Here is a 12,548-nt window from a genome sequence, read left to right as displayed (position 1 = left end):
GTCGGGGGTGGGCACGGGGGCGCGCTCGACCGGCTCACGTCGCCACGGCCTCCTTCGTCTCGTCGGGGTCGTCGTCCCCGCTCCGGCGCTGCTTCGTGCTCGGGGCGGGGGCAGGCGCATCGGGCCGCGCGGTGGGGCGACGGGGCGCGAGTGGTGGTTGCGTCGAACGGAGCACGACGATCGATCGGCCGAGCACGTCGAGCGTGCTGCCCTGACGCGCGTTGGCGGTGCGCTGCACCCCCTTGCGCGGGTCGGCGGTGTCGAGATCGACGGTCCAACGGCGACCCCACGCGGGTCCGGGCAGCCGCCACTCGATCGACTCGTGGCCGGCGTTGAACAGCACCAGGAAGGTGTCGTCGACGATCGGCTCGCCGTAGGTGTCGGTGGTCGGGATCGCCGAACCGTTCAAGAAGACGCCGACCGCTCGGGCGTAGCCCGTCGACCAGTCGTCGTCGGTCATCTCGTCACCGTCGGGGCGCAGCCAGGCGAGGTCGTCGATCCCGCGGATGACGCTGCCCTGGAACCAGCGTCGACGACGGAAGACCGGGTGCGAACCACGGAAGGCGATGACACGCCGACACCAGGCGGCGAAGTCGGCGTCGATGTCGTCCCATGGGTACCAGGAGATCTCGTTGTCCTGGCAGTAGGCGTTGTTGTTGCCGTGCTGCGTGTGGCCGAGTTCGTCGCCGCCGACGAGCATCGGCACACCTTGCGACAGCATCAGCGTGGTCACCAGGTTGCGTCGTTGTCGCGCCCGGAGTTCGTTGATCTCCGGATCGTCCGTCGGACCCTCGACGCCGTGGTTCCACGTGCGGTTGTGCGACTCGCCGTCGTTGCCGCCCTCGAGGTTGGCTTCGTTGTGCTTGTCGTTGTACGACACGAGATCGGCCAGCGTGAAGCCGTCGTGCGCGGTGATGAAGTTGATCGAGGCCGTCGGTCGCCGCGTGTCGGCCTCGTAGAGGTCGGAACTCCCGGTGAAGCGAGACCCGAACTCCGCGAGCGTCGACGGTTCGCCACGCCAGAAGTCGCGCATGACGTCGCGGTACTGGCCGTTCCACTCCGACCACTGGGGCGGGAAGTTGCCGACCTGGTAGCCGCCCTCGCCGATGTCCCACGGCTCGGCGATCAGCTTGACCTGGGAGAGCACGGGGTCCTGTTGGACCAGATCGAAGAAGGCCGACAGCCGATCGACCTCGTGGAGTTCGCGGGCGAGCGTCGACGCGAGGTCGAACCGGAACCCGTCGACGTGCATCTCGAGCACCCAGTACCGGAGGCTGTCCATGATCAGTTGCAGGACGTGCGGATGGCGCATGTTGAGGCTGTTGCCCGTCCCCGTGAAGTCGAGGTAGTAGCGCGGGTCGTCGTCGACCAGGCGGTAGTACGCCTGGTTGTCGATGCCCTTCATCGACAGGGTCGGGCCCATGTGGTTGCCCTCGGCGGTGTGGTTGTACACCACGTCCAAGATGACCTCGATGCCGGCCGAATGGAGAGCCTTGACCATCGTCTTGAACTCCTGGATCTGGCCGAGCGCCGCCGAGGAGGTGTAGCCGTTGTGCGGCGCGAGGAACGCGATCGAGTTGTAGCCCCAGTAGTTCCGCAGGCCCTTCTCGACGAGGTGGTGATCCTGGACGAACTGGTGGACCGGCATCAGTTCGATCGCGGTGATCCCGAGATCGTGGAGGTGCTCGATGATCGCCGGGTGGGCGATGCCCGCGTAGGTGCCACGGAGTTCGGGTGGGACCTTCGGGTGCCGCATCGTCATGCCTCGGACGTGCGCCTCGTAGATCACGGTCTCGTGCAACGGGATGTCGGGGGCGCGGTCGTTCCCCCAGTCGAAGAACCGATCGCCGACGACCGCCTTGGCCACGTGACGAGCACTGTCCTGGTCGTTGCGGCGGTCGGGATCGTCGAAGTCGTAACCGAAGCACGCCGGGTCCCAGTCGATGTCGCCGGCGATCGCCTTGGCGTACGGGTCGAGCAGCAACTTGCTCGAGTTGCAGCGCTGACCGGCGCTCGGGTTCCACGGACCGTGGACCCGATAGCCGTAGCGCTGCCCGGGGCGGACGTCGGGCAGATAGGCGTGCCAGATGTGACCGTCGACCTCGGTGAGTTCGATCCGCACCTCGTCGTCGGCTTCGTCACCACCGCGGGTGTGGTCGTCGCCGAACAGGCAGAGCTCGACGCCGTCGGCCGCGCTCGAGAACAGGGCGAAGTTCGTACCGGAACCGTCGTAGATCGCTCCGAGCGGGAACGGCTTGCCCACCCACACACGACGATCGGGTCGCGAAGCCCGATCCGTCATCGCTGACCCGCCGCGGCGTGGCACCAGCGATGATCAGGCCGATCGGTTGACGAGGTGACGAGGTGACGATCCATGTGTCCACAGTCTGGCCCGATCGCGAACCGGCACCTCCTCGGCAAGACAAAACATCCGGGACCGGACGCGACGATGCCCGCCCTCGCGGACGGGCATCGTCGGATCGGGCCACGGGGCCCGTCAGAACCGTCGAGGTCAGCCGATCTCGACTTGGGCGAAGCGGACGATCTCGGCGTCGCCGATGATCTGCTTCACGGACTGCTTGTCGTCCTTGGCGTACGGCTGCTCGAGCAGGCACACGTCCTTGAAGAACCCGTTGATCCGCCCTTCGACGATCTTCGGGACCGCGGCCTCGGGCTTGCCCTCGTTGAGAGTGATCGTCTCGAGCGTCTTGCGCTCGGCCTCGACCACGTCGGCCGGGACGTCGTCGCGGGTCAGGTACTTCGGACGAGCGAACGCGATGTGCACTGCGACGTCGTGCGCCAGTTCGGCGTTGTCGCCGGTCAGCTCGACGAGGACGCCGTTGACGCCGCGTCCGCCCTGGATGTGCGAGTACGACCCGATCGTGTTGCCGTCGGCAGCGGCCATGTGCACGATCTCGCCGAGTTCGATCTTCTCCTTGAGGGTGATCTTGAGCTCTTCGAGTTCGGCGTCGCGCTCGGCGACGGCGTCGGCGCCCTTGGCGATGACCAGGTCGACGAGGGCATCGGCCTCTTCCTTGAACTGGTCGGAGCCGGCGACGAAGTCGGTCTCGCTCTTGAGCTGGACGATCGCTCCGACGTTGCCGTCGACCTTGAGCGTGACGACGCCCTGGTTGTTGTCGCGGTCGTCGCGCTTCGCGCTCGCCGCGAGGCCCTTCTCGCGGAGCAGCTGCTTGGCGGCTTCGATGTCGCCACCCGTCTCCTCGAGGGCCTTCTTGCAGTCCATCATGCCGGCGCCGGTGGCTTCACGCAGCGCCTTGACATCTTGTGCGGTGAATGACATTTGGGGGTGTTCCTCAGCTCTCGTCTTCGGTCTTCTGCTGGCTGGCGGGCTTCGAGAACCCGGCGGCCTCGGCGGCGGCCTCGTCGGCGAACCAGACTTCGGCCACCGTGCGGCCGTAGAACGGGCTCTCCGGGGTGTGGTAGAGCATCGAATCGGCGTTGCCCTTGATCGGGAAGCCGTCGGGCTGTGCGTCGTCGGCGATCGGTGCGTGCGACCCCTCGCCGTACGGCGCTTCGGTCGCGGCCTCGGCCGGAGCCTCGTCGACCGGTGCGGCGGCGGACGCCTCGACGGTCGTGCCGTCGGTCTCGACCGCAGCGCCGTCGGCGACCTCGACATCGGCGGCCGGGGCGCTGCCGTCGGCGGCCTCGGTGGCGGGCGATGCCTCGGCGGGCGCTTCGTCGGCGGGCTTCTGCTTGCTCGCGGTCAGGCGCGCCTCGCGATCGGCCTGGGCGCGGGCTGCCGCGTTGCGGGCCTCGGCCTGCGCCTGGGCGAACGCTGCCTCTTCTTCGGGGCTGCGCTCGGGCTTCGCCTCGGCGGCGGCACCGTCAGCGCCGGCAGCACCGGCGGCCTTCGGACGACGCTGTGCGATGTAGCGACCCTCTTCGACGGCATCGGCGATGACCCGAACCAGCAGGCTGTTGGCGCGGATCGCGTCGTCGTTGCCCGGGATCGGGAACTGGATCACGTCGGGGTCGACGTTGGTGTCGACGATCGCGACGACCGGGATGCCGAGCTTGTTGGCCTCGGTGACGGCGATGTGCTCTTTCTTGGTGTCGATCACGAACACGCAGTCAGGGGCCTTCTTCATGTCGCGCAGACCACCGAGGTTGCGCTGGAGCTTGGTGAGCTCGCGATCGAGGAGGAGCGCTTCCTTCTTGATCATGGCGTCGAACTCGCCCGAGGCCTTCATGCGCTCGTACTCGAGCATCTTGTCGACACGCTTCGACATGGTTTCGAAGTTGGTGAGCATGCCGCCGAGCCAACGCTCGTTGACGTACGGCATCCCGACCTTGAGGGCGTAGCTCTGGACCGGGTCCTGCGCCTGCTTCTTGGTGCCGACGAACAGCACGTTGCCGCCGTTGGCGACGAGGTCACGGACGAACCCGTAGGCCGTCTCGACGCGGGTGAGCGTCTGCTCGAGATCGATGATGTAGATGCCGTTGCGTTCGCCAAAGATGAAACGACGCATTTTCGGGTTCCAACGACGGGTCTGGTGCCCGAAGTGAACGCCGGCTTCCAACATCTGACGCATGCTGATGACAGCCATGTGGTGCTCCTTGTTGCGGTTGTCCGACTCGTTCCGGGCGCCGTGGCGACCGCATCTGAGGAACGAGCGGCTGATTCGTGGCAGCCCACCGGACGGTGAGCCAGCGACCGAGTGTAGCTGAGCCGTGCCGTCAAACCGCCCTAGCCGCTGCAGCGCAGCCGAGGTGGTGGGGCCGGGTTGGGCGGACTGCCGTCGACCGGGATCAGGCGCGGCCGGTACACGTGACGACCGATGAGCGATCCCGGGTCGACGTAGCGCTCGCCGACGCGGAGCCCGAGGTGGAACGGACCGGCGGCGCGACCGACCACCTGACCGCGAACCACCAGGTCACCGACGTCGTACGACTCGGAAACGAGGTTGCCGTACGTGACCCGACGACCGTCGCCGTGTCGGACGACGACGTACACCGTGCCGGTGACCGAGCCCGCGAACGTGACCCGACCCGTCGCAACGGCCCGGACGGACGCACCCCGCGCCGTTCCGAACTCGACGCCACGGTTCCCCGGGCACCACGCACACGCCGGCTCGCGGAACGGGTCGGAGACCGGCGCAGCGACGGGTGGCGGCCAACACGGGGCGGCGTGCACGACGCCCGATGGGAGCAGCAGACAGACGGCTCCGAGTACGACGGATGACAACTGGACGGAACGCCACATGGGTCGGCCCTCTCGGTTCGTGGAACGGGAGGTGGCCGGAGCCACGAAGGGAGCCCGACCGGGCCGAGGTGACGGTCAGCCGACGCCGGCGGCGGCCATACGCGACCGCAGGTGCAGCACCGACTTGGTGTGGATCTGTGAGACCCGGCTCTCGGTGACACCGAGCACGTTGCCGATCTCGGCGAGGGTGAGACCCTCGTCGTAGTACAGGGAGAGTACGAGCTTCTCCCGCTCGGGCAGCTTGAGGATCTCGGTCTTCATGATGTCGCGCAGTTCGCGGTCTTCGACCGCCGCGACCGGGTGCTCCATCCCCTCGGACTCGACGGACTCGGGCTCGTAGCCGGCGGCGACGGCCCGATCGAGCGGACCGATCGTGGTCGCCGCGATCGACGCCAACCAGCGGGCCAGTTCGTCTTCGCCGATGTGGAGCTTCTCGGCGAGTTCGTCGTCGGTCGGCGCGCGTCCGAGTTCGTGCTCGAGTTGAGCGAAGGCCCGCTCGACCTCGCGGGCACGGCTCCGGACCGAGCGCGGCACCCAGTCGAGTTGACGCAAGCCGTCGTAGATCGCGCCGCGGATCCGCGGCGCTGCAAAGGTCTCGAACTTGACGGCCCGTTCGGGGTCGTACCGGTCGATCGCATCGATGAGGCCGAACACGCCGGAGCTGACGAGGTCGCCCGGATCGACGCTGTTGGGCAGGCCGGCGCCGATACGGCCGGCGACGAACTTGACCAGCGGCGAGTAGTGGACGATCAGGTGATCTCGCGAGGCTGCGTTCTTGCGATTCAGCCAACGCGTCCAATGCATTGCCAGATCGGGGTCGTCGGGAACGATGCTCATGCGCGTGGGTGGCTCTTCTGATAGGCCGAGCGCAGACGATCTCGGCTGACGTGAGTGTAACGCTGCGTGGTCGCCACGTCGGAGTGGCCGAGCAGCTCCTGCACCGATCGCAGGTCTGCCCCACCGTCGAGGAGGTGGGTCGCGAACGTGTGGCGGAGTGCGTGCGGGTGCGTCGGGGTGGGCGAGCGACGGTCGAGGATGCGGCGCACATCGCGCGGGGTGAGCTGGTTGCCGCGCTCGTTGGCGAACACGATCGGGCCGGCCGCGGCGGGCACCACCTCGGCCCGAACGGCGAACCAGGCTCGCAACGCGTCGACCGCCGGGTCGCCCAGCGGAACACGCCGTTCCTTGGAGCCCTTGCCCCACACGAGCAAGACGCGCTCGTCGACGCGCACCTGGTCGAGGGTGAGTTCGCAGAGCTCGGACACCCGGACGCCCGACCCGTAGAGCACCTCGAGGACGGCGTCGTCGCGCCGTCGACGCCAGACCGGCTCGTCGTCGGCCGTCGGCCCGTCGAGCAGGTGGTCGAGTTCGCGTCGGTCGAGAACCCGGGGCAGCCGCCCCTGCCCGGCGCTCACCTGGACGCCGATCGTCGGGTCGACCTCGGCCAGCCCCGATTCGATCGCCCAGGCGTAGTAACGGCGGAGTGCGGCTGCCTTGCGGGCGATGCTGCGGCGTGCGTAGTCGCGCGTCGACAGCGACGCGATGTAGCGCCGGACGAGGGTTCGTGTCACCCCGGCGGGCGAGTCGACGGAGGAACGAGCGACCCATTCGGCGAAGAGTCGGAGGTCGGACCCGTAGGCGGACAGGGTGCGTTCGGACAGCGACGTCTGCGAGCGCTGGAAGTCGCCCAATCGCCAGAGGTCCGGATCCGCCATTGCGATAACGGTATTCGGTCATCGGCCGCTCAACCGGGATCCCACGGGTTCGAACCATCCGTCGGCCTCCTGCAACCAGCCGGTTTGCTCGAGCCGAGCGACGGCGAGCGCCGCTGTCGCGATCGCCAGACCGGTGGCGGCGACGATGCCGTCGAGCGTCCGCGGCTCGACTCGACAGGCCTCGAGGACCGACACTTCCACCCCATCGGGTCGCCGGCGGGGATCGAACCGGGCGGCACCCGCTCGGCGGTGGTCGAGCCCCAGCATCATGAGGACATCGGCGACCGAGGTCACCGGGGCCGCGCCGTCGACGAGCAGCATGTTGGTGCCGGCCGATGCCCTGACCCGGGGTGAACCGGGTACCGCCATGACCTCGACGTCACGATCGGCGGCGGCTCGCGCCGTGATCAGACTCCCGCCCTTCTCACGGCTCTCGACGACCACGAGGACCTCGCTCAGCGCAGCGATGATGCGGTTGCGGAGGGGGAACCGCCACGCGTCGGGTGTGGTCGCCGGCATCCACTCGGAGAGCATCAGACCTTCGGCGGCGACCCACTGCCACAGCAATCCGTTGCGTCTGGGATACGGCCGATCGAGCCCACACCCCACCACCGCGACCGCACGACCGGGCCCCTGAGCGGAGCGCACCCCGTCGTGGACGGCACCGTCGATCCCGAGCGCCAAGCCGGAGACCACGGTGACGCCGGCACGGCCCAGCTCGACACCGAGCTCGCGAGCGGTGGCAAGGCCCGAGGCCGTGGCGTTACGGGTGCCGACCACACCGACGCGACGATGATCGAGCGCGCCAAGTTCACCACGCCAGAAGAGCACCGCCGGTGCTTCGTGGTCGTCGGCCAACTGCACCGGGTAGCCGGACGAGCCCAGCCAGGTCACCTCGACGCCCGCCTCGTCGCATGCACCGATCATCGCCCGGATGTCGACCTCGGCTGCCTCACGCCGAATGACCGCGAGGTCGCGCTGGGGGATCGCTCGCTCGACCATCGGATCGAGCGGGCAGCCCGACCGCAGCCGTTCGAACGCGTCGGCGGGATCGTGGTGACCGACGATGCGCCGGAGTCGCCGCGGCCCCAACCGAGCGATGGACGCGAGCGCGATCGCTCCCGATCGGTCGTCGATCATGCCGCCTGCTCGACCTTGCTCAAACCGACCCTCGTCCGCATGCCCAGCGCCGTGACGACGAACTCGTCGGTGATCGGGTCGTCGTACGCCCCGGCGAGGTCGGCGAGCGTGCGAGCGACCCGCCGGACACGGTGGTACCCGCGAGCCGTGAGGCGGCCTCGTTCGAGTTCGTCGCGCAGCAACGCCGCAGCAGCCGCATCGAGTGGAGCATGTTCGGCGAGCCCCCGGTCGTCGAGCGCCGCGTTGAGCGACCCTCCGCGAGCTCTCGCGGCGGTGCGGGCCGCGGCCACACGAACGGCCACGTCGGCCGTCGATTCGCCCGGCGAACCATCGAGGATCTCGGCCACGTCGGGGCGTTGGACCGCGACACGGAGATCGAAACGATCGAGCAGTGGCCCCGAGAGGCGTGACGAGTAGCGCGACTTGGCCCGCTCGTCGCACTGGCAGGCGCCGGGTGCTCCGCCGCCACACGGGCAGGGATTGGTCGCCCCGATCAGCTGGAAGCTGGCCGGCATCGCCACCCGGAGCTGTTCGACCCGCCCCACCATGATCTGCCCGGATTCGAGCGCTTCGCGAAGCCCGTCGAGCGCCTGCGGGACGAACTGGCCCATCTCGTCGAGAAAGAGGACGCCGCCGTGAGCCATCGAGATCTCACCGGGCCGTTGCTGGTGACCGCCCCCGCCCACCAGGGAACCCAGCGAGCTCGTGTGGTGCGGCGACCGGAACGGCGGTCGCCGCACGAGCCCGCCTTCGGGCAACTGGGCGCCGGCGGCCGAGTGCACCATCGTCGTCTGGAGCGCCACGTCGGCCTCGAGGTCGGGCAGCAGACCGGGGAGCCGCCGGGCCAGCATCGTCTTGCCCGCACCGGGCGGCCCGACGAACAGCAGGTGATGCCCGCCCGCGGCCGCCACTTCGAGGGCGAGGCGCGCCAACGGCTGACCACGGACATCGGCGAGGTCGGGCGTCTCGACTTCGACGAACGTGGACACCGCTTCGTCGGGGCGCGGCCACCGCTCGACGCCGTTCAGCGCGTTGACCAGATCGCGCAGCGAGTCGACCGGCCGCACGATGCCCTGCCCGGCGATGCGGGCCTCGGCGACACACCGGGCCGGCACGATCCAGTCGTGCTCGGGGCGCACGCCGACCATCGGCGCGACGCCGGGGATCGAGCGGACCGAACCGTCGAGGCCGAGCTCGCCGGCGAACGCCAGCCCGGCGATCGACTCGGGCATGATGATCTCGGTCGCGACCAGGACCCCGATCGCGATCGCGACATCGAGCCCCGACCCGGTCTTGCGGAACTGTGGCGGCGCCAGGTTGACGACCACCTTCTTCTCGGGGAACTCGAATCCGGCCGACGAGATCGCGGCCCTGACCCGATCGCGCGCCTCGCGGCACGACTCGTCGGGCAATCCCAACATCGTGAACGTCGGCAATCCCTTGCCGACGTGGACCTCGACGGTGACCGCGTGGCCACGTGCCCCCACGATCGTTGCTGCATCGACCGATGCGATCATCTCGACCTCCCACATCACCGGTGCCGTGCACCGACTCGATTGGGAGGGAGGAACTGCCCCCTCGACAGCACGGATCACCCTACCGCCGGGGTGCCACAACGAAGCTCCGCTGCCCGACGCAACCCAGGGTCGCTATGGCACACTCATTCGGTGCCACGGATCGCCCTCCTCATCGTCGCCGTGCTGCTGGTCGGGTGCAGCCGTGACGAGCCGGTGCAGTCAGACGCCGAGCGGTTCTGCGGCGAGGCGATCGAGAACCGGAACAGCCTCGTCGCTCCCCCGCTGACGACCGACGCGGAGATCGACGCGACCCTCGAGTTCTACGAATTGATGGGTCAACTCGCCCCGGTCGCGATCGCCGACGAGTGGAACGACGTCCTCATCAGCCTCGAGACCGCGTCGACGCTCGTACCGGGCGATCCGGAGTCGGAACAACTCGTGGCCAAGACCGCATACGCGACCGAGCCGTCGGCGTTCGCCGTGAAGGAGTGGCTCTTCGACAACTGCCGCCTCGACATCCCGATCACCACGATCGCCCCGCAAGCAGCGGTGCCGGCTCGGACGATCCCTCCGCCGACCATCGAGACCACGGTCCCGTCCGACGGCTGACGTCGGCGAAGTCCTGTCTGCCGCCGCGCCGGCGACAGCGCCCGTCAGACGACCTCGTTGCGAGCCTTCTTGACGGCGTCGACCAGGCCGTACTCGACGGCCTCTTCGGCGGTGAACCAACGGTCGCGCTCGGAGTCGCGCTGGATCTGCTCGAGCGTCTGGCCGGAATGCTCGGCGATCAGTTCGGCCATGCGGCGCTTGGTGTAGCGGAGCTGCTCGGCCTGGATCGCGATGTCGGTTGCCTGGCCTCGCAGACCGGCGAGCGGCTGGTGCATCATGATGCGGGCGTTGGGGAGCGTGTAGCGCTTGTCGGCGGCACCGGCGGTGAGCAGGAACTGCCCCATCGAGGCGGCGAGGCCCAGGCAGACGGTGGCGACATCGCAACCGACGAACTGCATCGTGTCGTAGATGGCCATGCCGGCGGTGACGGACCCACCCGGGCTGTTGATGTACAGCCAGATGTCGGCGTTGGGATCTTCGCCCTCGAGGTACAGCAGCTGCGCACAGATCTGGTTCGCGATGTCGTCGTTCACGTCGGAACCGAGCATGATCACGCGGTTCTTCATCAACCGGTTGAAGACGTCGGAGCGGGGGTCGAAGCCACCTTCGAGCGCGACGGGCGAAGCGATGCGTTCGGTCATGCGGGTCAGACTATCGGGACGTGTGCCGAAGCTCGTCCGACGCCATCGGTCGGCGATCGCCGACGCCGGCGACTCAGCGGTCGATCTCGTTCGACATCGCCTCGGCGGCGTCGAGCGAGAGGCCGATGCGGGCGAACAGCATCTCGAGGTCGACGCCCTCGGAGCTCTTCTGACCAGCGCGGTATCTGGCGTACACGCCGTGCAGGATGCAGGCGGTCTTGAACGAGTTGAAGGAGCGGTAGTACGCCAGGTTCGACAGGTCTGCGCCGGTCGCGGCCCCGTAGCGGGCGATCATGTCGTCGCGGCTCGGGAAGCCGGGCAGAGCGGTGGGCGGGTCGGCGCCGTACACGCCGGCGTCACCCGGCTCCACCCATGCGTTGATCGAGTAGGCGAAGTCGGCGAGCGGATCACCCAAGGTCGCGATCTCCCAGTCGAGCACCGCCGTGACCTCGCCGCTGCGCGAGAACAGACTGTTGTGCGGGCCGTAGTCGCCGTGCACGACGCGAGCCGGGCCCTGCTCGGGGATGGTCGCGACGAGCATCTCGTGCAACTCGTGCACCCGCGGATCGTCGTGATCGGCGTACGCGATCGACGCGTTCCACGATCCGTACCAGGTCTTCAACTGGCGTGCGACGTAGCCGTCGTGACGGCCGAGTTCGGCCAGACCGACGTCGGCAGGGTCGATCGAGTGCAGCGCGGCCAGCACGTCGACGAAGTGCTCGCCGGCGGCACGACGCGCGTCTTCGGTGAGCCAGGCGGACACGGTCTCGCCGTCGTAGAGCGCCTGCCCCTCGGCCTTGCCCATCACGTAGAAGTGGACCTCGCAGATGTCGCGATCGTCGCAGTACGCGATCGGCTCGGCGACGGGCACCGCCGTCGGCCAGAGACCGTCGATGATCCGGTACTCGCGCCACATGTCATGGGCCTTGGGCAGCAGCTCGCCGCGCGGCGGCCGGCGGATGACCATCTGGCGGCCGGCGGCGTCGGTGAGCAGGTAGGTCAGGTTGGAGTGGCCGCCCGGCAATCGCTCCCAGGTGATCGGCGTCGTCACGTCGGTCACGGTCGGGAGCCAGCGTTCGATGGTCGGTACGTCGAAGCCGACGACCTCGGGACTCTGCGATGCCATGCCGGTCAGCGTGCCACCCCGGCGCTCGGTGGGCGCAACCGGCCGACTCGCGACCCTCGGTGAAGCACCTCAGGGAACGAGCAGACCCCGTACGTAGTTCGCCTGGCCGACGTGTTGCAGACAGTCGTCGGCCACGCTCACCAGTCGGACGCCGAGCGTGACCGGGGGGTCCCAACTGTCGTCGACGATGCGGTCGAGACCGGCAGCGTCGATGGTTCCGAGGTAGCCGCGGGTGCGGGCGTCGACTTCGCCGAGATACTCGAGCACGGCATCGGTCGAGTCCGGGCGGACGGTCAGGACGTCGTCGGCGCTGTGCCCGTAGCCCGTGTTCGAGGGATCCGGACGGAGGCCGAAGCGTGCGGCACACCCTGGCCGCTGCCACAGCTGCTCCACCGACATTAACTCACTGATGTGATGGTCCTGCACTCGCGCCAGATGCCAGATCAACCAGCCCACCGTGTTGGCTCCGGGTCGGGGAGGAGCGCACAGCGACTCGGGACCGAGCCCGTCGACGGCTTGCTCGGCGAGCGGCGGGATCCGGCCATAGAGCTCGAGGTACAGATCGGACACATCCAT

Annotated in this window: 12 protein-coding genes; 1 reads left to right on the top strand and 11 read right to left on the bottom strand. The window is 68.6% G+C overall.

What is annotated here, in order from left to right:
• Positions 1-34: 34 nt before the first annotated feature.
• The 8 genes from glgX to R8G01_21755 all read right to left on the bottom strand — a co-directional run bounded on the left by glgX (position 35) and on the right by R8G01_21755 (position 9,596).
• On the bottom strand, positions 35-2,263 hold the full coding sequence (gene glgX, locus R8G01_21790; protein ID MDW3216639.1) for a glycogen debranching protein GlgX: 2,229 nt from the start codon (positions 2,261-2,263) through the stop codon (positions 35-37).
• Between the two features lie 249 nt (positions 2,264-2,512).
• Positions 2,513-3,301 carry a translation elongation factor Ts gene (gene tsf, locus R8G01_21785; protein ID MDW3216638.1) on the bottom strand — a complete coding sequence of 263 codons (789 nt, stop codon included), beginning with the start codon at positions 3,299-3,301 and terminating at the stop codon, positions 2,513-2,515.
• 13 nt (positions 3,302-3,314) lie between these two features.
• Positions 3,315-4,568: a 30S ribosomal protein S2 gene (gene rpsB / locus R8G01_21780; GenBank protein ID MDW3216637.1), complete on the bottom strand. Its 1,254-nt coding sequence runs from the start codon at positions 4,566-4,568 to the stop codon at positions 3,315-3,317.
• A 140-nt stretch (positions 4,569-4,708) separates the two neighbouring features.
• Positions 4,709-5,224: a M23 family metallopeptidase gene (locus R8G01_21775; protein MDW3216636.1), complete on the bottom strand. Its 516-nt coding sequence runs from the start codon at positions 5,222-5,224 to the stop codon at positions 4,709-4,711.
• A 75-nt stretch (positions 5,225-5,299) separates the two neighbouring features.
• Positions 5,300-6,061, bottom strand: coding sequence for a FliA/WhiG family RNA polymerase sigma factor (locus tag R8G01_21770; GenBank protein ID MDW3216635.1), 762 nt, complete (start codon positions 6,059-6,061; stop codon positions 5,300-5,302).
• Entirely contained in the window at positions 6,058-6,939 is an 882-nt protein-coding gene (locus R8G01_21765) for a tyrosine-type recombinase/integrase (protein MDW3216634.1), read from the bottom strand. Before R8G01_21765 ends, R8G01_21770 begins: the two co-directional genes overlap by 4 nt.
• Positions 6,940-6,957: 18 nt before the next feature.
• Positions 6,958-8,079 (bottom strand): DNA-processing protein DprA, encoded by a 1,122-nt coding sequence (dprA, locus tag R8G01_21760; GenBank protein ID MDW3216633.1) that lies wholly within the window; start codon positions 8,077-8,079, stop codon positions 6,958-6,960.
• Positions 8,076-9,596 carry a YifB family Mg chelatase-like AAA ATPase gene (locus R8G01_21755; GenBank protein ID MDW3216632.1) on the bottom strand — a complete coding sequence of 507 codons (1,521 nt, stop codon included), beginning with the start codon at positions 9,594-9,596 and terminating at the stop codon, positions 8,076-8,078. Before R8G01_21755 ends, dprA begins: the two co-directional genes overlap by 4 nt.
• Before the next feature lie 150 nt (positions 9,597-9,746).
• Between R8G01_21755 and R8G01_21750 the strand changes: the two genes are divergently transcribed.
• Complete coding sequence (locus R8G01_21750; protein ID MDW3216631.1) at positions 9,747-10,205, top strand: hypothetical protein; 459 nt, start codon at positions 9,747-9,749, stop codon at positions 10,203-10,205.
• 44 nt (positions 10,206-10,249) lie between these two features.
• On the opposite strand, the gene R8G01_21745 is transcribed toward R8G01_21750, so the two are convergent.
• The 3 genes from R8G01_21745 to R8G01_21735 all read right to left on the bottom strand — a co-directional run bounded on the left by R8G01_21745 (position 10,250) and on the right by R8G01_21735 (position 12,548).
• Positions 10,250-10,846: an ATP-dependent Clp protease proteolytic subunit gene (locus R8G01_21745; protein ID MDW3216630.1), complete on the bottom strand. Its 597-nt coding sequence runs from the start codon at positions 10,844-10,846 to the stop codon at positions 10,250-10,252.
• Positions 10,847-10,919: 73 nt separating this feature from the next.
• A complete protein-coding gene (locus R8G01_21740; protein MDW3216629.1) occupies positions 10,920-11,972 on the bottom strand; it encodes a phosphotransferase family protein in 1,053 nt (350 codons plus the stop codon).
• Positions 11,973-12,041: 69 nt separating this feature from the next.
• Positions 12,042-12,548, bottom strand: a complete 507-nt coding sequence (locus tag R8G01_21735; GenBank protein MDW3216628.1) for a DUF664 domain-containing protein — start codon at positions 12,546-12,548, stop codon at positions 12,042-12,044.

The organism is Ilumatobacteraceae bacterium, from assembly GCA_033344875.1.
In the GTDB taxonomy this organism is placed as follows: domain Bacteria; phylum Actinomycetota; class Acidimicrobiia; order Acidimicrobiales; family Ilumatobacteraceae; genus Ilumatobacter.
This window is presented reverse-complemented; position numbering and strand designations above follow the sequence as displayed.

Excerpts from the sequence above, each read along its gene's own strand:
- tsf (MDW3216638.1), bottom strand. The coding sequence starts at position 3,301 with ATGTCATTCACCGCACAAGATGTCAAGGCGCTGCGTGAAGCCACCGGC.
- rpsB (MDW3216637.1), bottom strand. The coding sequence starts at position 4,568 with ATGGCTGTCATCAGCATGCGTCAGATGTTGGAAGCCGGCGTTCACTTC.
- R8G01_21775 (MDW3216636.1), bottom strand. The coding sequence starts at position 5,224 with ATGTGGCGTTCCGTCCAGTTGTCATCCGTCGTACTCGGAGCCGTCTGT.
- R8G01_21770 (MDW3216635.1), bottom strand. The coding sequence starts at position 6,061 with ATGAGCATCGTTCCCGACGACCCCGATCTGGCAATGCATTGGACGCGT.
- R8G01_21765 (MDW3216634.1), bottom strand. The coding sequence starts at position 6,939 with ATGGCGGATCCGGACCTCTGGCGATTGGGCGACTTCCAGCGCTCGCAG.
- dprA (MDW3216633.1), bottom strand. The coding sequence starts at position 8,079 with ATGATCGACGACCGATCGGGAGCGATCGCGCTCGCGTCCATCGCTCGG.
- R8G01_21755 (MDW3216632.1), bottom strand. The coding sequence starts at position 9,596 with ATGATCGCATCGGTCGATGCAGCAACGATCGTGGGGGCACGTGGCCAC.
- R8G01_21745 (MDW3216630.1), bottom strand. The coding sequence starts at position 10,846 with ATGACCGAACGCATCGCTTCGCCCGTCGCGCTCGAAGGTGGCTTCGAC.
- R8G01_21740 (MDW3216629.1), bottom strand. The coding sequence starts at position 11,972 with ATGGCATCGCAGAGTCCCGAGGTCGTCGGCTTCGACGTACCGACCATC.
- R8G01_21735 (MDW3216628.1), bottom strand. The coding sequence starts at position 12,548 with ATGGATGTGTCCGATCTGTACCTCGAGCTCTATGGCCGGATCCCGCCG.